General features: G+C 50.4%; 27 protein-coding genes and 2 pseudogenes. 23 read left to right on the forward strand and 6 right to left on the reverse strand.

The genetic code is table 11. From position 1 onward, the window contains the following. The first annotated feature begins 440 nt into the window (after positions 1-440). From FD01_RS05055 to FD01_RS05120, 14 genes and pseudogenes are all read left to right on the forward strand, one after another. Positions 441-1,607: an MDR family MFS transporter gene (locus FD01_RS05055; protein WP_056962976.1), complete on the forward strand. Its 1,167-nt coding sequence runs from the start codon at positions 441-443 to the stop codon at positions 1,605-1,607. A 427-nt stretch (positions 1,608-2,034) separates the two neighbouring features. Then, positions 2,035-5,850: a SpaA isopeptide-forming pilin-related protein gene (locus tag FD01_RS05060; protein WP_191981520.1), complete on the forward strand. Its 3,816-nt coding sequence runs from the start codon at positions 2,035-2,037 to the stop codon at positions 5,848-5,850. A 1-nt stretch (position 5,851) separates the two neighbouring features. Next, positions 5,852-6,094: a septation protein SpoVG family protein gene (locus tag FD01_RS16890; protein WP_054714536.1), complete on the forward strand. Its 243-nt coding sequence runs from the start codon at positions 5,852-5,854 to the stop codon at positions 6,092-6,094. Between the two features lie 42 nt (positions 6,095-6,136). Then, positions 6,137-6,460, forward strand: coding sequence for a DUF961 family protein (locus tag FD01_RS05070; RefSeq protein WP_054714533.1), 324 nt, complete (start codon positions 6,137-6,139; stop codon positions 6,458-6,460). Between the two features lie 19 nt (positions 6,461-6,479). Continuing rightward, positions 6,480-6,851: a YdcP family protein gene (locus FD01_RS05075; RefSeq protein ID WP_003606403.1), complete on the forward strand. Its 372-nt coding sequence runs from the start codon at positions 6,480-6,482 to the stop codon at positions 6,849-6,851. 74 nt (positions 6,852-6,925) lie between these two features. After that, positions 6,926-7,189: a hypothetical protein gene (locus tag FD01_RS05080; RefSeq protein ID WP_054714530.1), complete on the forward strand. Its 264-nt coding sequence runs from the start codon at positions 6,926-6,928 to the stop codon at positions 7,187-7,189. Positions 7,190-7,203: 14 nt separating this feature from the next. Then, positions 7,204-7,456, forward strand: a pseudogene (locus FD01_RS05085) (hypothetical protein). Further along, positions 7,457-7,786, forward strand: coding sequence for a hypothetical protein (locus tag FD01_RS05090; protein WP_054714527.1), 330 nt, complete (start codon positions 7,457-7,459; stop codon positions 7,784-7,786). A gap of 12 nt (positions 7,787-7,798) precedes the next feature. Further along, entirely contained in the window at positions 7,799-8,341 is a 543-nt protein-coding gene (locus FD01_RS05095) for a hypothetical protein (RefSeq protein WP_054714523.1), read from the forward strand. Then, positions 8,334-9,731 carry an FtsK/SpoIIIE domain-containing protein gene (locus FD01_RS05100; RefSeq protein ID WP_056962996.1) on the forward strand — a complete coding sequence of 466 codons (1,398 nt, stop codon included), beginning with the start codon at positions 8,334-8,336 and terminating at the stop codon, positions 9,729-9,731. The genes FD01_RS05095 and FD01_RS05100 overlap by 8 nt, the downstream gene beginning before the upstream one ends. After that, the gene (locus tag FD01_RS05105) at positions 9,721-9,996 is read left to right on the forward strand and encodes a hypothetical protein (RefSeq protein ID WP_054714520.1); all 276 of its coding nucleotides are present in this window, start codon (positions 9,721-9,723) and stop codon (positions 9,994-9,996) included. The genes FD01_RS05100 and FD01_RS05105 overlap by 11 nt, the downstream gene beginning before the upstream one ends. Beyond that, positions 9,993-10,253, forward strand: a complete 261-nt coding sequence (locus FD01_RS05110; RefSeq protein WP_056962980.1) for a hypothetical protein — start codon at positions 9,993-9,995, stop codon at positions 10,251-10,253. Before FD01_RS05105 ends, FD01_RS05110 begins: the two co-directional genes overlap by 4 nt. Positions 10,254-10,554: 301 nt before the next feature. Then, positions 10,555-11,745 (forward strand): XRE family transcriptional regulator, encoded by a 1,191-nt coding sequence (locus tag FD01_RS05115; protein WP_054714513.1) that lies wholly within the window; start codon positions 10,555-10,557, stop codon positions 11,743-11,745. Further along, a complete protein-coding gene (locus FD01_RS05120; protein WP_225436208.1) occupies positions 11,726-12,061 on the forward strand; it encodes a hypothetical protein in 336 nt (111 codons plus the stop codon). The genes FD01_RS05115 and FD01_RS05120 overlap by 20 nt, the downstream gene beginning before the upstream one ends. Here FD01_RS05120 and FD01_RS16280 read toward each other — a convergent pair. Further along, a complete protein-coding gene (locus FD01_RS16280) occupies positions 12,058-12,222 on the reverse strand; it encodes a hypothetical protein (RefSeq protein WP_162257338.1) in 165 nt (54 codons plus the stop codon). The two genes, FD01_RS05120 and FD01_RS16280, sit on opposite strands and share 4 nt — an antisense overlap. On the opposite strand from FD01_RS16280, the pseudogene FD01_RS15645 reads away from it, so the two are divergent. The 9 genes and pseudogenes from FD01_RS15645 to FD01_RS16545 form a co-directional block, all read left to right on the forward strand. Continuing rightward, a pseudogene (locus FD01_RS15645) lies at positions 12,149-12,364 on the forward strand (hypothetical protein); the annotation flags it as partial. The gene FD01_RS16280 and the pseudogene FD01_RS15645 sit on opposite strands and share 74 nt — an antisense overlap. A gap of 8 nt (positions 12,365-12,372) precedes the next feature. Continuing rightward, positions 12,373-12,876, forward strand: a complete 504-nt coding sequence (locus FD01_RS05125) for an antirestriction protein ArdA (protein WP_054714506.1) — start codon at positions 12,373-12,375, stop codon at positions 12,874-12,876. 61 nt (positions 12,877-12,937) lie between these two features. Then, entirely contained in the window at positions 12,938-13,330 is a 393-nt protein-coding gene (locus FD01_RS05130; protein ID WP_056962982.1) for a conjugal transfer protein, read from the forward strand. Beyond that, a complete protein-coding gene (tcpF, locus tag FD01_RS05135) occupies positions 13,314-15,779 on the forward strand; it encodes a conjugal transfer ATPase TcpF (protein WP_056962983.1) in 2,466 nt (821 codons plus the stop codon). The genes FD01_RS05130 and tcpF overlap by 17 nt, the downstream gene beginning before the upstream one ends. After that, positions 15,766-17,868 carry a CD3337/EF1877 family mobilome membrane protein gene (locus tag FD01_RS05140; protein ID WP_054714502.1) on the forward strand — a complete coding sequence of 701 codons (2,103 nt, stop codon included), beginning with the start codon at positions 15,766-15,768 and terminating at the stop codon, positions 17,866-17,868. The genes tcpF and FD01_RS05140 overlap by 14 nt, the downstream gene beginning before the upstream one ends. After that, positions 17,865-18,860 carry a bifunctional lytic transglycosylase/C40 family peptidase gene (locus tag FD01_RS05145; RefSeq protein ID WP_056962985.1) on the forward strand — a complete coding sequence of 332 codons (996 nt, stop codon included), beginning with the start codon at positions 17,865-17,867 and terminating at the stop codon, positions 18,858-18,860. The genes FD01_RS05140 and FD01_RS05145 overlap by 4 nt, the downstream gene beginning before the upstream one ends. 9 nt (positions 18,861-18,869) lie before the next feature. Next, entirely contained in the window at positions 18,870-19,403 is a 534-nt protein-coding gene (locus FD01_RS05150) for a hypothetical protein (protein WP_054714498.1), read from the forward strand. Further along, a complete protein-coding gene (locus FD01_RS16540) occupies positions 19,400-19,681 on the forward strand; it encodes a hypothetical protein (protein WP_225436209.1) in 282 nt (93 codons plus the stop codon). The genes FD01_RS05150 and FD01_RS16540 overlap by 4 nt, the downstream gene beginning before the upstream one ends. Then, on the forward strand, positions 19,678-20,187 hold the full coding sequence (locus FD01_RS16545) for a conjugal transfer protein (protein ID WP_235802931.1): 510 nt from the start codon (positions 19,678-19,680) through the stop codon (positions 20,185-20,187). The genes FD01_RS16540 and FD01_RS16545 overlap by 4 nt, the downstream gene beginning before the upstream one ends. A gap of 345 nt (positions 20,188-20,532) precedes the next feature. Here FD01_RS16545 and FD01_RS05160 read toward each other — a convergent pair whose 3' ends face one another. From FD01_RS05160 to FD01_RS05180, 5 genes are all read right to left on the reverse strand, one after another. Continuing rightward, positions 20,533-20,991, reverse strand: a complete 459-nt coding sequence (locus FD01_RS05160) for a hypothetical protein (RefSeq protein ID WP_056962987.1) — start codon at positions 20,989-20,991, stop codon at positions 20,533-20,535. Beyond that, a complete protein-coding gene (locus FD01_RS05165; RefSeq protein WP_056962989.1) occupies positions 20,981-21,640 on the reverse strand; it encodes an ABC transporter ATP-binding protein in 660 nt (219 codons plus the stop codon). Before FD01_RS05165 ends, FD01_RS05160 begins: the two co-directional genes overlap by 11 nt. 8 nt (positions 21,641-21,648) lie before the next feature. Next, a complete protein-coding gene (locus FD01_RS05170; protein WP_152164644.1) occupies positions 21,649-22,224 on the reverse strand; it encodes a hypothetical protein in 576 nt (191 codons plus the stop codon). 77 nt (positions 22,225-22,301) lie between these two features. Then, positions 22,302-23,000 carry a hypothetical protein gene (locus FD01_RS05175; RefSeq protein WP_056962992.1) on the reverse strand — a complete coding sequence of 233 codons (699 nt, stop codon included), beginning with the start codon at positions 22,998-23,000 and terminating at the stop codon, positions 22,302-22,304. Beyond that, positions 22,993-23,793, reverse strand: a complete 801-nt coding sequence (locus FD01_RS05180) for a hypothetical protein (RefSeq protein ID WP_056962994.1) — start codon at positions 23,791-23,793, stop codon at positions 22,993-22,995. The genes FD01_RS05175 and FD01_RS05180 overlap by 8 nt, the downstream gene beginning before the upstream one ends. Positions 23,794-25,111 lie beyond the last annotated feature (1,318 nt).

Genomic DNA, 25,111 nt, shown 5'->3' on the forward strand with positions numbered 1-25,111 from the left:
CAAATTTTACTGATACCTTTAGTTTACCGCATGATAGCGCGTTGGGGAACGCTTACCGAGGGATTCTCGTGAAAAACAATGTTTCTTTAAATGAGCAAAGATGAGAAATTGCCCATTATCGTGTTTTCACCCCAGTGATTCCGATACAATATGTCTGACCGAGCGCTTTCTGAAAAGGAATGCCGCCGGATCAAAAAGCTCCAGCTGGGTGGTCACGGAACGCAATCCGCTGAATCAAAGCTAACTCGCACAAACCGCGAGTGGATCTTTGATTCAGCGTCGCTGTAAGCAGTAAACTGCTAACAGCGATTCTACGGCTGGTGACCACCCATCCTCCGCTTTTTGATCCGGCGGCTCGTTTCCGAACACAGGTCAGAATATGTCTGGGTGAGCCACAACAGATATTTAATGAAACAATTTTTTATTTTTGGAGGGGTACGATGCATCGCAAAGAACTGAAATTGCCATGGCTATTTCTGGGCAGTTTGATCACCAATACTGGGATCAGTTTTATTTGGCCGTTGACGACAATCTACATGCATGAATATTTGCACGAATCGTTGACCGTGTCTGGGTTGGTGTTGTTGATCAATTCCTTGGCGACCATGGGTGGAAATTATGTGGGCGGCAGGTTGTTTGATCGGTGGAAACCTTATCCGACGATTTTAGGTGGGATCACGATCAATATTGTGGCCACGCTAAGTTTGATTTTCTTTCATGGGTGGCCAGCTTATCCACTATTATTGATTTTATTAGGGCTCGGTAACGGGGTGGTGGCCACTGGCGTCAACGCTTATGCCACCTTGGTCACCAGCCGCAAACCGTCTTATGTGTTTAACGTCTTGTATTTCATGTCGAACTTAGGCTTGGTCATCGGGACCTTGATCGTCGGCTTCGTGCTGCCGTTTGGGATCACGTATATTTTTATTTTGGCTTGTGCGCTGTTTGTTTTGTTTTGGATCGTCGCGTTTCTCCATTTCAAAGTGCAAAAACCGCAACGCGCCAAAAATGCGTCTGTGAAAGCTACACGCCAGCCAATTGCCAAGCACGTGTTGTGGCTGATGGTATTGTTATTTGTCACATGGGTCGCCTATGAGCAGTGGCAATCTAACGTGTCAGCGTTCATGTTGAGCTTGGGGATGAATGTGCGCGACTACTCCTTAGTCTGGACGTTAAATGCGGTTGAAATCGTCTTATTCCAACCAGTGCTCACAGTATTTGATGAATGGTTGTCTAAACATATTCGCGCACGCTTGACCACGGGCTTTGCGCTGTTTGCGGTCAGTTTTGTGATTCTGCTGGTGGCGCGGCAATATTGGCAATTCTTAGGCGCGATGGCAGTGTTGACGATCGGCGAAATTTTGGCGTTACCAGCGGTTTCCACTTATGTCGATTTGTTTTCACCAAACGATGCACGCGGACGGTATCAAGGCTTTGTGCAAATGTTGGCCAGTGCCGGGCGGGCAGTCGGACCAGTGATGGGAGCATTATTGATCGATGCCACGAATTATCACGTCTTGTTCATCAGCGTGATCGTAATGTTAGTCGCGATGAATACGATTTTTTCCACACAAGCCAGTCGGGCGCTATCGCCAAGAAATCCTTAAACACTTCGTCACACTTTCTTCACAACCACTTGTTAGCATAAGGTTGTGAAATGAGTTCCCGCTTGTTTCACACCCCAACCCCAATTTTCCATCATCAAGCGCGTTCCCTGACGCGCTTGGTATTTCACTCCTCCAAAGTGATAGTCCTTAAACGTTTGGAGCAGGAAACGCCCTACCCCGGGCTTTCTGGCTTCATGGAAAAGCGTTGAAGGACGAAATAGTCAGTCAGATGTGCCGCTTATGTGCCACGTCTGGCTCAACCCTTACTCCTTGCCCGCCGCCACCCCAAGCGACGGGCATTTTATTGGTCTAGTTGTGAAGTACGCACTCGCTGACCGATGCAAGGAGAAATTTAATATTTCTGAAAAGGCAATTGTTTAACTACGATTGTCTTTTTTTGTCGGAAAAATTGGAGGACACAATATTGATAAAAACAGCACGGCGAACTTCAATCCTCGCCGCATTAATTGTAATGCTCGTCCAGCTTCTCGTTCCTGCCTCAATGGCTCTTGCCGCTAGCATGACCAACGTATTAGCAACAAATTGGGTTACAGGCTGGAAACTGAAAGCGTTCAACAATTCCTCATGGACGGACAATGGCATTTGGATGAAACAGATCGACGGCGGTAAACAGATTGCCTTTTGTGTCGAGCACGGTGTTGACCTCGACATGAGTGGATCTGAATATACGCCAAGTAGTTACTCCAATGCCAAGAAAGAGCGCTTAGCTGAGATTGCCTACTATGGGTACTACTCACAGCCTAGCGCCAAGAATTATGCCGTCACGCAGATGATGGTTTGGGAAGAACTGGGCGACACACTGGTCTCGAATCCATACAGCGCCTATGTCGCCGAGAAGAAGGCGATTCTCGCTAAGGTCTCGGCTCACGACAAGAAGCCATCTTTCAACGGCCAACAAGTCACACTTGCCATTGGGGATTCCATCACCTTGACGGACACTAATGGGCGACTAGCCGCTTTTGCCCAGCAAACAGCGAACACCGCAAATCTCAAGATTACGAAGTCCGGCAACAAGCTTACGCTGACGGCTACCGCCCAGTCTAAGGCTTCCGGTAAGGTGGCCTATGCAATCGCCAAGGCCGCTGACGTTGGTACCTCTTTTGTTTATACAAAGGGTTCCCAACAAAAGCTGGTCAACTTCAAGCTTTCCAGCAACGGCGAATTCAGCCTGCCGATCAAGGTCAACCTGAACGGAAATCTGAAAGCCAAGAAAGTCGACGCCGACACCAATAAGGCCTTGCCCGGGGCAAAGCTCAAGTTCGCGTACAACGGCACTACCAAAGAAGTGACGACTAGTGCTGATGGCTATGCTGCCTTGAATGACTTGAAAGCTGGCACCAAAGTCACCGTCTCCGAAGTGACTGCACCGAACGGCTATGTGAATAAGGGCGAACTCAAGGAAGTCACCATTGAACCCAACAAGACCATCGAAGTCGTTCTCGGTAACAAGGAACAGCTCGGTAACGTGACCCTTGCCAAGATTGGTAAAGAGTTCGGTAGCGATATGTTCAACGCCTACTACTCCCTGAACGGTGCAGTTTATGGAATCTACACCAGCACCGGCACACGGGTTGGCGCAATCACGACCGATGGCAGCGGCAAGGGAACCTTGCAGAGTCTCAAGCTCGGTAGCTACTACGCGCTTGAAGAAAAAGCCCCTGCTGGCTACGTTCTAAACTCGGCTAAGCTGCCATTTGAATTGAAGTACGCTGGTCAAACCGTTTCGGTCACCACTGCGCACGTCGATACGACTGATCAAGAACAGCGCGGCACTGCCACAATTATCAAGGAAGATGCCGTTACCGGTAAGCAGCCACAAGGCGCTGCCAGCCTTAACGGTGCTGTCTACGAACTCCATCGTGCGGCCGATGACAAGCTCGTGAAGTCAGTGACGATTGCCAACAATACAGCGTCCGTTTCTGGCTTGGAGCTGGACGATTACTACTGGCAAGAGGTCAAGGCGCCGACTGGCTACGTGCTTGACCCACAAAAGCACGCCTTCAAGCTGGGTTACGCTGGTCAAAACGTCACCACTGCAACTGCCAGCACGACGGTTAAGGAACAAGTCATCACCGGTGACCTCGATTTGCTCAAGTACGGGAACTACGACTGGTCAACGCAAGGCAAAGGCACTAAGCCGGTCATGCTCAAGGACACCCAGTTCACCGTCACCAGCAAAACTACTGGTAAAGTTGTTCGCACTGGCCTCACCGATGCCCAAGGCTACGTGAAGTTCGCGGATCTACCTTATGACACCTACACCGTAACTGAAACCAAGACCCCAACAGGCTATAACGGCATTAAGCCGTTCACAGTTGTTGTTGACGGCACCCAGAAGTCCCAACATTATAGCATCGAAAACAAGGTGATCGAAGAAAAGCTGCGGGTAGTCAAGGTTGATACCGAAACCGGGAAGACCGTGCTGCGCGCTGGCGCAATCTTCCGCATCAAGAACCTGCAAACCAACAAGTACGAAATTCAGCCAACTTCCGACAAGACCGGTACGACTGATAAGTTTGTGACCGACAACTCTGGCGAGCTGATTACCGCCGAAGCGCTTGGCTACGGCAAGTACCAACTCGAAGAAGTTCAAGCTCCAGAAGGCTATGTACTGGCTAAGGAACCAGCCAAGTTCACCATCGACGGCAGCCATAAGGACGGCATCGTGGTCATCAAATTTGCTGACCTCTCCCAAAAGGGTGTCGCCACCTTGACCAAGACCGGGGCTACCCCAGTCGCTGTCGAAAAGGTTGAAACTGAATACGGTGACCAGTACAAGTTCAAGTACGACTACACCGCTCTCGCTGGTGCGACGTTTGAATTCCGTGCTGCCGAAGACATTACGACTGCTGACGGCACCATTCGTGCCCACAAGGGTGACGTGGTTGCCACTGGCACTACTGATGCTCAAGGCCAGATTCAAACCCCAGAACTCTATCTTGGCAAGTACACGGCTACCGAAGTTTCTGCGCCAAACGGGTTCATTTTGAACACCGATCCGATTGCATTTGAACTCAAGTACGCTGGTCAAGAAGTGACGGTGACCTCAACCTCACTTGAAGCCAAGAACGACTTCCAGCAGCTTGACATCACACTCAACAAGCAAGAAGAAAGCATCACCGGCTGGAAGAACAACCTACCAGAAATTAAGAACGTCGCTGGTAATGGACAGGTCTTTGGGCTGTTCTCCATGGCCGCTACTAAGATCGGTGACACCGAGGTTCCCGCACAATCACTGCTCGCAACAACCACTGTCAAGGATGGGAAGGCTGCATTCGATGCGATTCAGCTACCATTCGGCTACTACTACGTCAAGGAGCTCAATGCTGGTGAGAAGCACGACTTGAACACGACTATGTACGGCTTCCATTTCCACACCACCGACAATGAGAAGATCAAACACATTGACCTCAATGACGGTAAGGTGATCGACAACAAGCTCCACGAAAACGAACTGTCATTCAAGAAGATCAATGAAGTTGCCACGCTGGTTTCAGGTAAGGGTTACTCCTACGCGATGACCGGTAACGCTGCTGGCGCAGTCTTTGAACTGCTCGACGCTGATAAGAAGATCATTCAGACGATCACTGTCGGTAAGGATTCCACCAGTTCCATTAAGCACCTGCCCGTGGGCACCTTCTATCTCCGTGAATCCAAGCCTTCTACCACTAACCTTGTCTTATCGAAGGAAACTCTCAAGCTCGTATCCACTAAGGACGGCGTGACGGTCTTTGATAGTAAGGACAAGCAGATTGGTGAGACCAAGGCTGACGCCAAGGAAACCACAATTGCCTTTGAACTGACCAACGACTTGATCAAGGGCACAGGCGAACTGACCAAGACCGACGTTTCTACTGGGAAGCGGCTGCCAAACACCGGCATCCGCATTCTGGACGAAAACGGCAAGACGGTCGTATCTGGTCGCACAGACAAGAACGGGGTATTTTCCTTTGGCAATCTGCCTGCTGGTAAGTACAGCTTCCAAGAATACGATGCACCCAAGGGCTACGAAATTAGCGAAGCCCTCGTACCATTCGAGATCACTAAGGATGGTGAAATCGTGAAGGCCGTCATGACTGACAAGCAGACGCCTAAGCCTGGCCTCCCACAAACCGGTAACGCGACGTCCGGCTGGCTCATCGTCATCGGTGTGGTACTGCTGCTCGGCGTTCTCGCTGCAATGGTTGTGATCGGTGGTGCCAAGAAGAAAGACGGCAAGTAGCATGCGCATTTCTTCTATCAATATGTACCCGGATTCCGACGGCGACGTGCTGCTCCAAGGTGACATCGTACTGGATCATGTACTCATCTTGAAAAACGTGAAGCTCATCGAAGGTCAGTATCGCTGGTATATCCAGTTTCCACGATACGCTGATGGTCGCACGGTTCACCCAATCTCCAAATCATTTTACGACTACCTACTTCAACAAATAACCGAATACTATCAGCAAGCCACAGCCGAGTAGCCCAATTACCCGGCTTTTTGAATACGAAAGGAAGGCTACAACATGGAACTCAAATTTGTTGCACCAAACATTGAAAAGACGTTCGGCCACCTGTACTTCGGTTCGCTCAAGCGCGAACTGTCAGAAGGTGATCGCGACAATCGTAAGGTTGTCTCCCGCACTTACGAGTTGTTCTCCGACTTGCAGCGCACCGACAACATTGAAATTACCATTCCGGCAAAGAAAGGTGACAAGGCCGAAAGCATTGAAGTTGATGCACCAGTCACCATCATCAAACCGCGAATTGCGACTGTTGGCTACCGGATCGGTGAACAAGCCTTTGTGCGCTACATCTGCAATGCCGACGATATTATCCCAGTCAAATAAAAGAAAAGAGGACCCCCACATGCGATTAGCAGAAGGCATCGTGATCGACTTAGAAGAAACCTTTGGCGTCTTGAAATTCTCCGGCCAACGCCGTGAACGCTTCGTCCAAGACGAAGACGGCAACCGTACCGACGACGTAAAGGAACGCACCTACGATTTGAAATCCATGAAGCAAGGGATGATGATCCAAGTTTCAATTCCAGCAGAGGCTGGGGTCAAAGACTTCAAATACAACCAGATTGTGACCTTGGTTGACCCAGTGATCGACACTGTGGCGAACGCGAACTTCAACCGCGTTGAAACTTCGTGGTACATGAAGGCCAAGGATCTCGTGATTGCCACCGCACCGGTCAAGCCACAGGAGAAGCCAAACAACAATGACAAGAAATAGCTCACTGCCCCACTCCTCACGTGCGCCACCCGCTGCGGCGGTTGCTTACCACTAACGAAAGGAGTTGATCACAGATGATGACTTCCACCCTGACCGTAGTTGGTCGTGAAGTATTAATTGACGACTATAACGAAGAAATCGACAACGACTACCGCCTTGACCCAGACGAGATCCTTCAAGACATGGTGGAACTCATGGAAGAAAGCCCTGAATCCTACCAGCACCTGCATATCGACAGTGAACAGACCAATGACGGCATGAATAAGCTGTTCTCGTTCACTTCATACGAGGGTGAAGATGGCTTGCGGCTCTCGTATCTGGGTGTCAGCGATGAATAGAAAGGACTGATGACATGGCACTAACACTTAGAATTGAAGGCTTCTTTGAAGATTATCCAGCTTTGGTTGATCCTGATTATCACGACCCCCAGCCCGGACGCTTTGATCGACATGGTACTGATGGCCGCCGAACAGGCCAATCCCGATAAGCCGTTCTCCATCTGGGTAGACGGCGAATGTACCCGCGATCACGAATCCAAGGAGTTCAGCTTCAATATCGACACCGAAGATCGACAACCCTCTATCAAATATTTAGGAGTGAAATAGATGAAAGACCCAGATTACGAGCTTTTACGCGATATCCGCTTAGTCAACATGAAGCAGTATTACAAGGACTACTTCGGGCTACTAGCCTTACCCGAGCACGAGGAAACTCTCGGTAGTTTGCTTGAGCCGGTTATTGAGGGTGCCGCGGAAGCATTAGAACATGATTTTGACACTTACAACGTTGGAGTGGGCTTCAATATTGATATGTATGGTGTGCAAACGCCACCTCACTGTTTTAACTTTGAAATCTATGCTGACAATACACACAACCTAACCGTCATTTATGCTGGTTGCCAAACCGAATTTCCTGACGAAGCAGATGACGAATAAAAGGAGAGTACGATGCAACAATTAGAGATTATTGGTCTTTATGAATTTCTGAACCAATACTACGGCACTTCCACTCGTTACACTCCACAAGCAGACTATCTTATTACGGGCCTTTTCTGTCGCGCCAAGCGTGCACGACGTACAGGGCAGCCATTTATCAAACAAACTCGCGGCACAGAGTTCACAACTCACGGCAATGATGAAGTCTTCATATTTTCACTACATGAAGACCGGCATCGAGTAACGGTCAAATACGAACCGTGGGTTGCTCCAAGGCGTCCGTTACAAGGGATTCGCTTTGAAAATGTAGACGTCTTCTTGAATGCCTACAACTCTGTTATTCTCCAAAAAGCTTGCACTAAGCTTACAAAGGGCGGGCCATTGGGGTATCTGCTACATGAAATCGCCGAGTGTCAGCTATATCGTGAAGATGGATTCGTTCTCACAATGTCTGCCGAAGATGTCCGTCATCACCGAGATGACGCCCGCTTTTACTTTTCGCTTGAGCCGATAATCAACGGCGTAGCTTTTCAGTTTGTAAATGTTTATGTTTAAGAACATTTGGACCTATCGCGGTACGCGGGTCTATCCGCGTCAACGCAACCTGCTCTACAACACCGCTATGACGGCCGTGATTTTCCTGTGGGTAACTGGCGCAGCTATCGCCTATTGGCCGCTGCTAAAACAAATCAACTGGAAATTCTTTAGTTGGCCGGACGTGGTGGCGCTGCCTTGGTCGTGGTTGCCGCTGATTATCAACAGTTTATGCACAGCACTACTCTTTAGTGCTGGCCTGTGGGTTTACCGAACTTGGTTTGCGGATTCCTACAAGCAGATGGAACACCGCCAGAAGCTTGCCCGCATGATCATCGAGAATAAGTGGTACCAGACTGACCAGTCCAACAGTGAGAGTTTCTTCAAGGACTTAGGCTCAACGCGCACCAAAGAGAGGATCTCGCACTTCCCCAAAATCTACTACCGGCTCAAGGACGGACTGATCCACGTCTCTGTTGAAATCGTCATGTCTTCTTATCAAGACCAGCTCCTGCACTTGGAAAAGAAGCTAGAGTCTGGTCTTTACTGTGAGCTGGTCGATAAGATTCTACACGATTCCTATGTCGAGTACACGTTGCTTTACGACACCATCGGCAAGCGTATTACCATCGCTGACGTGACCTGTGAACACGGCTCTATGCAGCTAATGGAAACTGTCGCTTGGCGCTATGATGCGCTACCGCACATGTTGATCGCTGGTGGGACTGGCGGTGGGAAGACCTACTTCATTTTGACGTTGATCGAAGCGTTGCTGAAAGACGGTGCCCAGCTCACAATTCTTGACCCGAAAAACGCTGACCTCGCCGATCTGGCCGACGTGATGCCAGGGGTCTACTCGAAGAAGGAGGCTATGCTTGGTGCGCTTGAAACTTTCTATCAGGACATGATGGCGCGAAACGACAAGATGAAACAAATGGACGGTTACAAGACCGGCGAGAACTACGCCTATCTTGGACTACCCGCCCATTTTCTGATTTTTGATGAATACGTGGCCTTCATGGATATGCTTGGCCGCGATGCCATGCAGGTGATGTCCAAACTCAAGCAGATCGTTATGCTAGGGCGTCAAGCTGGCTTCTTTCTCGTGTTGGCTTGCCAACGGCCTGACGCTAAGTATCTCGGTGACGGGATTCGCGACCAGTTCATGTTCCGGGTTGCTCTTGGGCGCATGAGTGAGCTCGGCTATTCCATGATGTTCGGCGAAACCAATAAAGACTTTTTCCAGAAACCAATCAAGGGACGGGGCTATGTGGACACCGGCGGTAGCGTCACCTCTGAATTTTACACGCCGCTAGTACCGCGCGGCTATGACTTCCTTACCGAAATCGGCGCCGCAGCCAATACCGTTCCCGCAACCACAACAGAAAAGGAGGTGCCGCATGAGCACTGATGTCAAAATCGAAAACCGTACGCAATTCCTCAACGACTTTCACGAGAACGTGCCCTTCCAGTCTGACGAAGACGCAGATGACCAGCTGCAATGGATGGCAATGCATGCTCACGAGTACCCAGATTCACGAATCTGGATGGGTGCTCCCGGCGGACTGACCGCCGATCGTTTTCCGAAGCGCTTTTGGTTCAACGTCACCACTGGCGACGACGGTGGCTTAACCATGACTTACACCAACGTCGCAGATGAAGGTGATGAAGAATGACCACACCAAAATTCCAAAACAAAATGCAATTTGCGGAGGACTACGCCGCCCAGATCAAAAATGCCACCTTTGATGACGCTGAAGACGCCTTGATGGAGCTTTGCGACTACATCGAGCCGTGGGAAGACGGCAATCACTGGCTCGAACTGGTCGGCGACCGCACCATCTCAGGTAAGCCCGTCTACTTCTGGTTCACGGCTACCATGATGCAAACTGGCATGCAGCTCACTTACCATAGCTGGGCCCACCATTACTAATCAGATTCACGCCGTCATCAAGACAAACCCGTTGAAAGGAGCAAGACTATGACTACCCAATCTGTTCAGCAAGGCTGCACCCTGCCGCCACGCGCGGCGTGCAACGCGAAAGCCGCAAGCGTGAGTGGCAGCGGTCGGCGCCAGCCGACCGCTTACCCCCAGTACTCTAACAGGGGGGTATTAAATACAAAGTCTGTGCCTGAACACGGGGTGGAAAGGTTGATATGACGGCGTTTGAATAGCAAAAAGCAAAATGATGGATGGCACCCCCAATCCATCATTTTTTGAAAGGAGCGTTGCCATGTACTCATGGCATGAAAAGATTAAAACCAAACGCAAGCAGCTCAAGCTAACTCAAGCTCAAGTCGCCCGGCGCTTAGGTGTCACGCGGATGCATTACGTCCAAGTGGAGAACGGCAAGACAAACCCAAGCCCCGCGCTTCAAGCCGAAATCGACCGGTTGCTCAAGAACTGGAACGATGAACCGGAACTGACGCTGATGTTTGACTACATGCGCGTGCGGTTCCCGACAACTGACGCCAAGGCCGTAATCACCAAAATTCTCGGTCTGACCCCAGAACACCTGATATTTGAGGAACACGGCTTCTACGGTTATTCGGCCATGTATATCTTCTCCAACATTCAAGTCATGGTCGCGCCGATTGGCTCCAACCTCGGCACGCTGGTCGAAATGAAGGGCCAAGGTTGCCGCGAGTTTGAAGGCATTCTGTTAAGCCACGGCGAAACTTGGTATGACTACTTCCTCTGCGTCGATGAAGCAGGCGGCATCTTCAAACGAGTTGATATTGCAATCAACGACATGATTGGCCTGCTGAATATCCCCGAACTGGTCGATAAGTGTCTGAACAACGAGTGCATCTCCGTCATGCGGTCATTTCAAGGGTTGCAATCAGGCAAGCTCGTGGATCTCGACGAGGCTGGCCGGGGCAACACGCTATACGTCGGCACGATGAAAAGCGATGTGTATTTCTGCATCTACGAAAAGGCCGCCGAACAAGCTGCCAAGCGCGGCATCGCCATTGCCGACACATCGATCATCAACCGTTTTGAGATTCGATTAAAGAACGAACGGGCAGTCAAGGCGATTGAGAACATGCTGATTACCCGTGACGCCGAAAAAGTCGCGTTCGGTATCATCACGCGCTACATGCGGTTCGTTGATGAAGTCCCGGACAAAAGCCGCTTGAAGTGGCCGCTCAACGACCGCTGGGCATACTTCCTCGGTAAAGGTCGTCAACCGATACGCCTGACCACCGCACCCCAGCCCTTTGACCTGAACAAGACCAAGGCATGGCTCCAAAAACAAGTCATGCCCACGCTCAAGGTCATCAAGGAAATCGACAACTACTTCGGCACTACTGACTTACAGCTCATGATCAAGGACGCCGAGCTGAACGACAAGCACCTCAAGCTGATTGAGCAACAGACGATCGGTAGCGAGGAACTAGGGGGTGACATGTTTGATCAATGACGTGCTTGCTTCTCACCCGCTGCGAGGCAAGACATTCAAAGACTGCGTGCTGAACGTTTACGTCTACGAGGCCGCGCTAGTCGGCGTGGTCGAACACACGCAGTACCGGCGCATCTGCGATATGAACAGTTTCGGCTTCACAGCTCAAGACTACATCGCTTGGCGACACCAGCAACAAGAACACCCGGCGGCTCTGATAGGCCGCGATGGTCGCGCCCTCAATTACAGTGAACTGCGCCGACTGCTTTACCAAACTGCCGAAGAATCTGGGTGGCCGGTTTTCAGGTCACCGGTAGAAGCATCGTTTCTTGATTAGTCATAGGTCGCCGCTGACCACGACAAAATAGCGGCATTCATGAAAGGAGCATTGGTCACAAAACTTAAAAACAAAAGGATGATTATTATGAATTTCGGACAAAACTTGTTTAACTGGTTCACTTCCAATGCCCAGAGCTTGGTGCTGATGGCGATTGCCATTATCGGGGTCTACCTTGGCTTCAAGCGTGAGTTCTCCAAGCTGATCGGCTTCTTGGTCATCGCGATCATCGCAGTGGGGCTGGTGTTCAATACCGCTGGGGTCAAAGACGTACTGCTGAATCTGTTCAACCGCGTCATGGGGGGCTTAATATGGCCGCTAAATTTCGCGTTTGGATTGCCAATCTTGGTAAGTACAACGAAGGCGAATCTGTCGGCGCATGGTTTGAACTGCCGATCAACTGGGACGACATGGCCGAACAAATCAGCCTGAACGAACAGTACGAAGAATACGCGATCCACGATTACGATGCACCATTCCCAATTTCCGAATACGACAGCATCGACCATATCAATGCGCTGGGTGACGCCTTGGACCAACTCAACAATTCCGAACTGGGCGATGTTGTAGAGGAACTGCTGGATGCACGCTTTGATGACGTGATCGAGTTGGCCGAGCATATCGATGATTTCGTACACTATGATGCTGATTCGATGGAAGATCTTGCTATCATGTTGGTACAAAACGGCGACTTCTGCGGCGAAGTACCTGAACAGATTCAGTCGTACATCGACTACGAAAAGCTGGCTAACGACCTCGAAGCCGATGGTATCTATGTCACCACTCACGACGGCATTTACGAATATCTGAACTAGTCACTGGGGCTGGCGCTACAAAAGGCGTCAGTCCTTTTATCTTACTACGAAAGGAGATCACATGAAGAAAGTCAGATCCTACACCAGTATTTGGTCAGTGGAAAAGGTGCTGTATGCCATCAATGACCTGCAACTGCCGTTTCCAATTACGTTTACGCAAATGACGTGGTTCATCGTCAGTTTGTTTGCGGTCATGCTGCTGGGCGACTTGCCGCCACTGTCATTCATTGACGGCGCGTTTCTCAAATATGTCGGCATTCCTGCCGGGCTAACGTGGTTCATGAGCCAGAAGACCTTCGACAACAAGAAGCCGATGGGATTCTTGCGGTCGGTGATCAACTACGCCATCACCCCGAAGCTCACCTATGCTGGTAAGCCTGTGAAGTCGCAGAAAGAGAAACAATCCGCTGCTGTGACCTACGTCTGGAGGTGCCACAATGAAATTTCCAATTAAGTATATCGAAGACAACCTCGTCTGGAACACTGACGGCGAGTGCTTTGCCTATTTTGAATTGATTCCGTACAACTACTCGTTTCTAAGCCCTGAACAAAAGCAACAAGTCCATGAGAACTTCCGCCAGTTGATTTCCCAGAACCGCGACGGCAAACTACACCTCTTGCAACTTGCCACAGAAGCCAGTGTCCGGGACACCCTCGACCGCTCAAAGAAGTTGGTCAAGGGGTCGCTTAAAGACATTGCCTTCCAGCATATCGACGGCCAAGCCGAAGCGTTGACCGAGAACGTCGGTGACAACCAAGTGGACTACCGCTTCTTCATCGGCTTTAAGCTGTTGCTGAACGATGCAGAGGTCACCGCCAAGTCCATCTTCAAGGATATGTCCTTGGGCATTCGGGACTTCTTCGCCGAGTTCAACACAACGTTCGCCGGTGACTTCTTCACCATGGACAACGCCGAGGTGGAACGCTACGCCAAGTCTGCTAAGTTCCTCGCCGAAAAAATTGGGCGCCGCTTCAAGGTCCGCCCACTGGATAAGAACGACTTCGGCTACCTGCTAGAACACCTCTACGGCATGACGGGTCAGGACTACGACGACTATGAGTACCACTTGCCCCGCAAGAAGTCTAAGCGTGACACGATCATCAAGCGCTATGACTTGATCAAGCCAACTCGGTCACTGATTGAACAGCACCAGCGCTCCATCAAAATTACTCACGGACTGGATGCCAGTTACGTGACATACCTGACGCTTTCCGATATTGTTGGGGAACTCGAATTTCCCGGTAGTGAAATCTTCTACTTCCAGCAAAGCCAGTTCGACTTTCCCATCGACACCAGCTTGAACGTTGAGATTGTGACCAACAAGAAGGCGCTGACCAAGGTCCGAAACAAGAAGAAGGAACTTAAGGACTTGGACGAACACGCCTACCAGTCCGGCAACGAAACCACACGCGGCGTCAGCGATGCCTTGGATTCCGTCGATGAGCTTGAAAGCAACCTCGATCAGACTAAGGACGCGATGTACAAGATCAGCTACGTCATTCGCGTTGCTGGTCGCAGTGAAGACGAAATGAAGCGTCGCGCTGATCAGCTACTCGACTTCTACGACAGCCTCAACGTCAAACTCGTGCGACCATTCGGCGACATGCTGGGGCTACACAGTGAGTTTATCCCAGCTTCCAAGCGTTATATCAACGACTATATCCAATATGTGACCAGCGACTTCATCGCCTCACTAGGTTTTGGTGCGACGCAATCACTTGGTGAAAAGGAAGGTATCTACATCGGGTACAACGTGGACACCGGGAGGAACGTCTACTTGCAACCCGACATTGCCGCGCAAGGTATCAAGGGGACTGTCACCAATGCCTTATCCGCAGCCTTTCTTGGCTCACTAGGCGGTGGGAAGTCCTTCTCCAACAACTTGCTTGTCTACTACGCTGTTCTTTACGGGGCGCAGGCATTGATTCTTGACCCGAAGTCAGAACGTACCGGCTGGGCGGAGAACCTCGACTTTATGGAAGATCAAATCAACATCGTCAACCTGACCAGTGAAGAACAAAACCGCGGGCTACTTGACCCTTATATCATCTTGTCCAACTTGAAAGATTCGGAATCGCTGGCCGTTGATACCCTGACTTTCCTCACGGGGATCTCAAGCCGTGATGCCGACCGCTTCCCGACGCTGCGCAAAGCGATTCGCGCGGTAACACAAGCGCCCGAACCGGGACTGTTGAAAGTCATTGATGAACTACGCCGCGAAGACACGCCAATCGCACGCAACATCGCCGATCATATCGAATCCTTTACGGACTACGACTTTGCGGCATTGCTGTTCTCTGACGGAACGGCGCGTCGGACAATCGCGCTTGACCGCAAGATCAACATCGTGCAAATCGCAGACTTAGTGCTGCCGGACGCCGACAAGACGCAGGAAGAATACATCACTGCGGAAATGCTGTCCGTCGCCATGCTCATGATTATCAGTACCTTTGCCATCGACTTCATTCACCAAGACCGCGCCCAGTTCAAGATCGTGGACTTGGACGAAGCCTGGGCATTTCTCAACGTGGCACAAGGCAAAGCCCTGTCGATGAAGCTGATTCGTGAAGGTCGCTCGATGAATGCCGGGGTTTACCTCGTCACTCAAAATGCGGACGACTTACTCGACGAAAAGATGAAGAACAATATAGCCCAGAAGTTTGCCTTCCGTAGTACCGATATTACGGAAATCAAGAACACGCTGAACTTCTTTGGCCTTGATGCCGAAGACGAAGGTAATCAGAACCGGCTCCGTTCACTAGACAACGGGGAGTGTTTGTTCCAAGACATCTGGGGACACGTCGGCGTGCTGCACTTCGACTATATCTTTGAGCACCTACACCACGCCTTCGACACTCGGCCACCGAAACCCGTGGAGGTGATTGCTGATGACGAAAGCTAACCGTCGGCGGCTACTGCTGTTCCTCGGTGTTGTCGCGGCATTCATGTTGGTGTTGGTACTTGCTGGCGGTCAGCCGGTACACGCAGCGGGACTGGTAGACGATCAGTCTGGCGGCTCTAACGAGTATTCCAAGTACCCGTTGTCGCACTACCAGCTCGACTACTTTGTAGATACGAGTTGGGACTGGTTGCCTTGGAATTGGGGGGACGGCATCGGCAAGTCCGTAAGCTATGGTCTGTACGCCATCACCAACTTCTTGTGGACACTTTCTGTCTACCTCTCAAACGCTGCGGGCTATCTGATTCAGCAAGCCTACTCGCTGGACTTCATCAAAGATACGTCTGACGCGATTGGGAAGAACATGCAGCTCTTGGCCGGGGTGTCAAAAGATGGCTTCACCACTGACGGTTTTTATCCCGGATTGCTCCTGATGATTACGCTGGTCGTCGGTATCTACGTGGCCTACACCGGCATCATCAAGCGCGAAACCTCGAAAGCCATTTCGGCGATCGTCAACTTCGTGGTGATCTTCATCACGTCAGCCAGCTTTATCGCCTACGCACCAGATTACGTCAGCAAAATCAACGAGTTCAGTAGCGACATCAGCACCAGCGCACTCAACACTGGCTCCAAGATGATTATGGGGACTGATACAGCCACCGATAAATCAGGCGTCGACGCGATCCGTGACACCCTTTTTGAAATTCAGGTGAAGCAGCCGTGGACACTTTTGCAGTTTGGCGACAGCGATGCTAATACCGTTGGCAAAGACCGTGTGAACACGTTGATGAAGACCGACCCGTTTGGCGACAAAGGCAAAACCCGTACCGACGTGGTGAAGGCTGAAATTGAAGACAACGACAACGAGAACCTCTCACCGACTATGACCATCAATCGGCTGGGTACTTCCACATTCGTTGTCCTGTTCAACGTAGCAATCACCTTGTTTGTCTTCTTCCTGACCGCGATGATGCTGTTCAGCCAGATACTCTTTATCATCTACGCGACGTTCCTGCCGGTGTCATTCTTGCTTGCGATGCTGCCCTCATTTAACGGCCTGATGAAGCAAAACATCATGAAACTTTTCAACACGATCATGACGCGAGTTGGCGTGACGCTGGTGATCACGATGGCGTTCTCACTATCGGCAATGGTCTACGGATTATCGGCCACCTCACCGTTCTTCCTCGTGGCCTTCCTACAAGTCACTATCTTCGCAGGTATATGGATGAAGCTCGGCGACCTGATGGGCATGATGCAGCTCCACAGCTCTGACGCCCAACAAGGCGCACAACTTTTCTCGCGCCGAGGGAATCGAATGCTTCGGCAGTTTGTTGGCAGTGCAATGGGCGGCGCAATGGCAGAACGTTTCCTGTCGCGAGGCTATGGTAAAGGTCGCGGAATGCCGCAAACACCACAGCTCTCCGCTGGTACGCAACGCGAGCAAACTACGGACGCTGCCAAGCCGCAACAACCTAAGAAGCCACGCAGCCAACGACTGGGTGAGAAACTCGCCGATGTATCTGATGTCGGCAACAAGCTCAAGGACAAGACCAAGCGCGGCCTTGATCAGGTGAAGGACGCACCAACCAACGTTTTATATGGTCTGCATCGTGGTAAGCAACTGACTAAGGAGGCCGCCGAAACCGCGAAGGACAGCTTCAAGGGGCGGCGTGAGGCCAATCAGCAGGAACGTGACAAGCAGCTTGAGCAACGGCGTAAGCAAATGCAGGAACGCAAGCTCGCGATCAAGCCTAAGTCAGATCCTGAAAAGCCAAAACCAACGGCCGCCAAGCCACCGGTTGAGCCAACCCGTAAGCCGACAACTGCCACCCCTCCCAAGCCAAAGCCCGAACAAGCTGATACCAGTGGGCAACCTAAGCGTGCTGCCACGAATCCAACATCAACTCGGCCTCCACGTCCAGCCACGAAACCGCAGGCAGAACCCACCATCAAACCGCACCAAGAACCAGCTCCACCAACGGATAGACCCAAGAAGCCACTGACCCTCGTTTCCGAAAAGCCAGCCAAGCCACGCAACCCCAAGCCACAGCGGATCAAAAAGGCTAAGGGGCATAAGAAGCGATGAAACTCTGGCGCTGGTTAGCGCTTGCCGCACTCCCGATACTGTTGATCGGCGGTCTGTTTTTTGCGGTCATTGCCTCTGATGACGACGAAGACCAGCCTGCCTCTGCGATCACAGCCGACGCGATGAACTTATCCGCTGAAGTTTACAAGCATAAGCTGACGGTCGAAAAGTATTGTAAAGAGTTCGGCATTTCAGACCAAATGATGGTGATACTCGCCATCATGCAGGTCGAATCTGGCGGCAAGGGTGGCGACGTGATGCAAGCTAGTGAATCGCTGGGACTGCCGGTCAATACGCTAGATACCGAAGCATCCATCAAGCAAGGCGTGAAATATTTCGCTTCGCTGTTAAAAAGCATGAAAGCTGCGGGCGTGGATCTCAACACTGCAATTCAAAGCTACAACTATGGTGGCAGCTTTATTGACTACGTTGCTAAGCACGGCAAAAAGTACACGCTTGAGCTGGCAACATCTTTTGCTAAAGAAAAATCTGGTGGTAAGAAAGTCACCTACACCAACGCGGTTGCTAAGGATGGTTGGCGCTATGCCTATGGGAACATGTACTACGTGTCGGTCATCTCGCAATACCTTGTCACAGGTGGTGCGAAATTCGACGACAAAACGGTGCAAGCGATCATGGATGAGGCGCTCAAATATCAAGGCACTCGCTATGTCTTCGGTGGCTCAACGCCAACAACGGGCTTTGACTGTTCCGGGCTGACCAGTTGGTGCTACGGCAAAGCTGGGATCAAACTCCCCCGCACCGCACAAGCACAATACGACGCCACGGCACACCTGAATATCAAAGACGCCAAGCCCGGCGACCTCGTGTTCTTCCACTCAACCTACGATACCGCCGACTATGTGACCCACGTTGGAATCTATGTCGGCGGCATGAAAATGTACAATGCGGGCGACCCGCTTGGCTATGCCGACTTGAACTCAAGTTACTGGCAAGCCCACCTGATCGGCGCCGGGCGTGTGAAGAAGTAGGTGAAGATAATGGATCAAAACGGTATCGGTTATTTTGACTGGATGGATCTCATCACCAACACCTATGACGATGCACTACAAAAAGCGCACGTCGATCTCAAATTCGGTGACAACCGTGCATTACGCAATAAGGAACTAGACTTTGCGTCAGGCGAATGGGAACGCATCAAGTTCTTCAAACAACGCCTACCCAATACTGACGACCTGTGCCACGTTCTCGACCGCTTCGTTGACCGGATGCCGGAAATGAAGTACGGGCACCGGCGCGAGTATCGCCTCGCTGTCGCGCATGAAGTAGCCGTTGATCAATGGCTCAAAGGCAAAGTGTTCGCCCCAGAAGACCGCAAGTATATCCTCGACCGCGAACGCTACTTGGCCGAAGAATATTTCAACAACGACCGTGAACTCGGTCAGTATATCGAAACCGACTATGAAGGCTACAAGCGAATCTCGCTGCAACGCCTGTTCGTGCGTTTTCTCGATATTTACGATGACTTTTATCGCTGCTACGAAATTAGAAAGGACAAGGTGAACGAACCTTGAGTAAAGACAAAACCCAAGAGAACGGCTGGTTCAAAAAGAAGCCAGCCGCGCCAAAGCCACCTAAAATTAAGCACCGTGGCTTGCGCCGTCCGGTCACACTGCTTTGCTGGGCAGTCTTGATCGGTAGCACCAGCTTCGGCGTCTACAAGAACATGACCGCCATCGACACCCACACGGTGCATGAAGTCCAAGTAATTAAGACCAAGGTGATCGACACGCATGCCTTGGCGACATTCCCACCACGGCCAAGGTTAGTGAAGTTAAGGTCTGGGACGTGAGCAAGACAGCCAAAGACACATTCTGCGTGCTATTCACGGTGACGCAAGATCTCACCAAGGGCAAAGCCAAGAAGTCCGTGACCAGCACCTACACCATCAACGTCATGCAAAATGGCAACGGCGATATGGTGGTCACCAAGAACCCCACGATTGCGGCTGAACCGGCGACAGCACGAATCAAACTGCCAGATACGCAGTCGGACAACTCGGTAGCCAGCAGCACCGCAGACGACGTAACTAAGTTCCTCAAAACTTTCTTCGCTTTGTACCCGAAAAGTGATCGCAACGAACTCAAATATTACGTCAAGGACGGGACGCACCCAATCGAACGGAACCTCAAGTTCGTGGAACTCCTCGATCCTGTCTTCAAGCAGACTAAGAGTAGCCTGACCGTTACCTTGTCTGTGAAGTACCTCGACACTGACAACGATATGAGCCAAGTCTCGCAATACACTCTGATTCTTTCCAAGCAAAGCAACAACTGGATTATTACCAAAGGTATATAGACAAAAATAAGCTGAAAATTCAATCCCGATTGTTTGCGGATTGAATTTTCAGCTTTTTGCGTTGCGTCTAGGTGTTTGTTGTTTGTTATCAATCAATGCAAATATTAACAGAATTCACAACAGCGAGGCCCGAAGACTTTATCACCATAAATTCGGACCTTTTATTGATGAAACTTTTCATGACGATGGCTACGAGGTTGATCAAGGGTGGTTTGGATCAACGAATTCCATCAGCTCACCTCTCATAGACTGCTGCGCGATGTGACCCAGACGCTTCGTCGATAATTTTGATGTTCTAATCATCGATGTCGGTATGCATCATGTTTTGGCTTTGGTTAAAGTCGATCACTCTTGAAAGTATAAGATTCGATATCGGCCGTGCTTATCATTTATGGCAATCGCCAGCTGATAGGTTGGCCGATGCGGGGCGATATTGGTGGCGACGGTAATCCGGTTGGTGCCTGGGGTTAAGTCATGCGTGACTTTCCCGTTGATTGTCGGATCCAGAAATTGATTGGGCTGATTGTTCGGGCCTTCATACAGATACCAATGCGCCAGCGATAAGCGGCTGGCAGCGCGAGTGTGAAGCGTTAAAGTTGCCCGAAAGTGGCCGTGGGTGAGGCCTTGGTGGTGGAGGGTGAGGGTCTGTTGGTCGTTCAAGGCAATCGATTGGTGCAACGCCACGTTGCGGGTGTGGATAGCAAAGCCTTGATACAACACCGTGACTTGATGCTGATGCCAACACAATGCGGCGCTTACACCGATGATTGCGCAGATTATTACCAGCGAACGTTTAGTCGGCATGACACGCCTCCGTGCGGACGATTTGCCCGTCGCTGAAGTAGAAGATCTCATCACTGACGGCTTTGAGGAAGGCGGCATCGTGGCTAGACACCAAGACGGTCTTGCCGCGCGCTTGCAAGTCTTTGATCAAGGTGATCATGAACTGTTGTCCGTCCTCATCTAAGGCGTTGGTGGGTTCATCGAAGATCACTATCGGATGGTCACCGATGAGTGCAACGGCGACAAGCAGGCGTTGGCGCATGCCCAGTGAATAGTCTTTGACTTTACGCGGATCAGTGGGCGACAGACCAACCAGCGTCAGCAATTCATCGATGCTGGTCGCCTGATCATTGCCAGCAAGCAGTGCTAACAGCGCGAGATTTTCGCGACCATTTTTGTTGGGCAATACATTGTACTCAGACAATGCGAAACCGATGCCTGGAGCGAACAGTGTATCTTTGCGAATAATCGCGCCGTTGACTTGAACTTGACCACTGGAAGCCTTGGCAAATCCCAGAATCGTTTTGAAGGTCAGGGTCTTCCCAGAACCGTTAGGCCCGCTGAAACCGTAGATGCGGTGGGCGTAGATGGTCAAGTTGATGTCGTGTAAGACGACGCGGTGATGAAATTGCTTGGAAACATGACGTAATTCGATCAATGGATTGGACATAAGACACCTCATCGCGCATCAGTGCGCATGAAATCGAGTTGATACAACTGTGTCGTGGAGAAGAAAGCCGCCACGGCTACCAGCACGAGTGCCAGCAGGGTCTGTGGCCACGAAACTTGAGGATAGCGGCTGGCCATCAACGCCGATAAAAGTGGGAAGTGGTTGCAGGCGACGGTGATGATCAACAGGCCCAAACTGCCTAAGAGTGCGGCAATCGGACCGGCGAAAAGTTGGGCGAGGCTGTATGCCTCGGTGATGACAATAGTGAGCAACAAGACCGTAAGGCTAAAGCCGAGAGCCTGCCAGCCGGAAGCCAAGACGAACCAAACTCCCCAAAAAGCCAAGTCGCTTGCAGCCACGAGGACTTGGATGGTTGCCAAGTAGACACGCAAGGAGACGTGGCTAACCAAGGGGTACTCGACTTTGAAGAGGCGCGTGGCGGCATCACCGACCACCATAAGTGGTGACATGACCAGAAACAGCCAAGTCAACGGCATCGTGAAGGCCCCACACTGAATCACTCCGGAGAACAAATCAGTGAAGGATTGCCGTCGAGCCAAGAGGAAGACAACAGTGGTCGTCAAGAGCATGGTGCCTCGGATTTTGACCGCATCACTGTACAGCCTGACGTTGCGCCTAAATAGTGGCCACAAGCGCGCGATCATGATAACCACGCTTTCATCAAACGGGGTTGTAATTGATAAAGCAACAGCAGATAGCCGAGATAGAGACAACTATCTAAGACCAGATCGAATCCGTAATGTGGACTGGCCAAGGCAATGCCATGGGTCAAAAAAATTGAATTGCCGCACCACTGCCACAGGCTGTAATCGATTCCGACCATCACGGTAAACACAGCCGCGGCAATGAGTTTATTAAACATGATGGTGAGGTAGGCGAGGACGCTCCAAATCCACAACAGGCCGAGCAAATGGCGAATGAGCAACAACCCACCAAGCACTATATTAGATCCGTCAAAGACGAAAAATCGTGGGTTGGTGAGTAGTACGAGGGTGCTGGCAGCGACGAAGACGAGCATAAATCCAATCAAGGGTTCGAAGAGGCCTGCGAAAACGAAGCGATTCAAGCGGTGGGTGTTGGCTAACCGATATAACTCTTGGGCGGTCGGCTGCTGGAATAAGATCAAGACGAAAATCGTGAGCGCAGGCAAGAAGAAATACAGTTGATTGTGCGGACTCTGCAAGGCCATGAGCGCCATTTGAATGATGCCCGCGGCGGGTCGATCTGGTGCCCGCATTTGCACCACTGTCGCATAGACAATACTGCCGATCAACAAGACGAACAGGACCTGTAAGCCGTGGTAATTGCGTTGTCGGCGTAGCCGAACGAAATTATACATACACCCGCCGCCTTCCTGCAATCGACCCGAGCGCTGATAAACCGCCAATTGCTATCACAAAGCCTGTGATTGTTGCCGAAAAAGTAGGGATATAGGCGGGACTGCACCCGATGCAAAGCAACACAGGAGAAAAAGCAACATGTGGCATTGCGTTGGACAACACGTTGAGCATCATCGTTAAGGTGAACCCAAGGCCCAATGCGATGAAGCGATTGTCGACAAACAACGACACCACCGCACTGAGGAGGCCGAACATGCCTGCGACCGCACCGGCTAGCAAAATGTAGAAGCCTACCAAGGCCAAAGGGTTGGTGTAATACAGTGAGGCGAAGTAAGTCGTGTCCGGTAGCAGCGGCATGTTAGCATTGAGGATCGGATTCGGCGTGATATGAGGAAGGAAACACCACACCCCGATGAAGTCGATCAACAGCGGAACGACGATGGTCAACGCCCCACCAATGAAACTGACGCCTAAGTTGGTCAGTAGGTAATGCTTCAAGCACCGGTATTGCACGATATGGGCGATAAAGCCACTGCGTGCGTCTTCACCGATGATCTGAGCGACAGACAACGTGCTCAACAACGGTAAACTGAGAAACAATGCGATCGTCCAAGGATTGGTGTTGAAGCTGATCCATTGTGTGTAGGGCGTGAATAGGTATTGATTACCGTCCAGATGTGCGACCAGTCGTGGGAGGATCGTTGCCAAATGCGCCAACACTAAACTGACACCGATTAACATGCCCCAAAAGTAATGTAATTGTTTGATTCTTGCATACCAATATTGATGCATATCAATGTACAAAAGCCTTTGCCAACGATATAGACCAGTTTTATGACCGGCACGGTATATACATATGGCACAGCCGTCTCCCTTCATAAGCTTAATTTAACAAATTTTTGTGAAAAGTCAAAACATATTGTATTATATCCTTGTTGGGAAGGTCGTTGACGATAGGCTTGATAATAATTTTCGGGCCGAAATAGGAGGACGATGTTAATGCTAACGGGGCAAAGATTTTCGAAGGGTTTGACGGCAATACTGCTTGCGCTTGGATTGATGGGATGGGTTGGAACGCAGACTGTCTTTGCAGAGGATGTTACACGTGTACACTTCGAATTCCGATGGAACAATCCAACTGATTGGAGTTGGAATCAAGTTAAGAATACGAAGAGTGGCTATGCTCTCAAGTCGAATACAGTAACAGTTCCATGGTATTCAGCGAATGCATGGGGACACTCCTATTTAGCCGGGGGCACTGGAAACACTGACGTTTCTGATGGTCACACGTATCAGGTACATGCGAATACAACGTATAACATGTACAACATGTTAGTCGAATGGTATGGTACTGGAAACAATGCATTCATTCATGCGTGGTCATATTCGAACGGGGCGGGATGGGGATACTGGCATGCCGATCACTAAACTGACTTGTCAGTGAGCACTTAGATAATTGATTGAATTGAGATTGAAAAGAACTGTCAAGGATCTGAATTGCAGTACGTCATTTGGCTTTGTGCTTACGTTGTTCCCTGTTCATACTCCAGAATCCTGCCATACTAAGTCGCTATAAAAATAGCCTTCGATATACTTTATGCACACGTTTACTACGTGCATACTAAGAGTATATTGAAGGCTATTTTATTTCAGGACGTGAATATTCATGCAATTTGCGAGTGAAAAAGAGAAAGGTACACGTCAACAGTAAGTGGGGAATGACCAATCGCGCCTAAAACTTGAAAACTCAAGTTTCGGTTTGTTCTCGTTATTCAGGCAGCATTCTGCATAACGCCTTTTCACATATACCAATTATAGTACAATGCTCCTACCGATAAAAAATTTCGAAAGGAACTAAAAAATAACGAATCGACGAGTATGCATAATACCGTCGATTTTTTTGTCTCCTTTTCACCCAATGTAGCTTCAACAAATAAAGCTGGGAATCGCTTTCATTTCGGCACTCAAAAGTTGTCTGTATATGTGTAATCAATTACAAATTTACAGGAGGGCAACCCATGAGTAGTGAACAAGAAGTGACGCGCATGTTTATCAACCTGGATTATTCATAGAATTTCAAAAAAGCAGCGCAATCCCACGATTCACACGG

It is taken from the genome of Lacticaseibacillus manihotivorans DSM 13343 = JCM 12514 (assembly GCF_001435035.1).
GTDB classification, from domain to species: Bacteria; Bacillota; Bacilli; order Lactobacillales; family Lactobacillaceae; genus Lacticaseibacillus; species Lacticaseibacillus manihotivorans.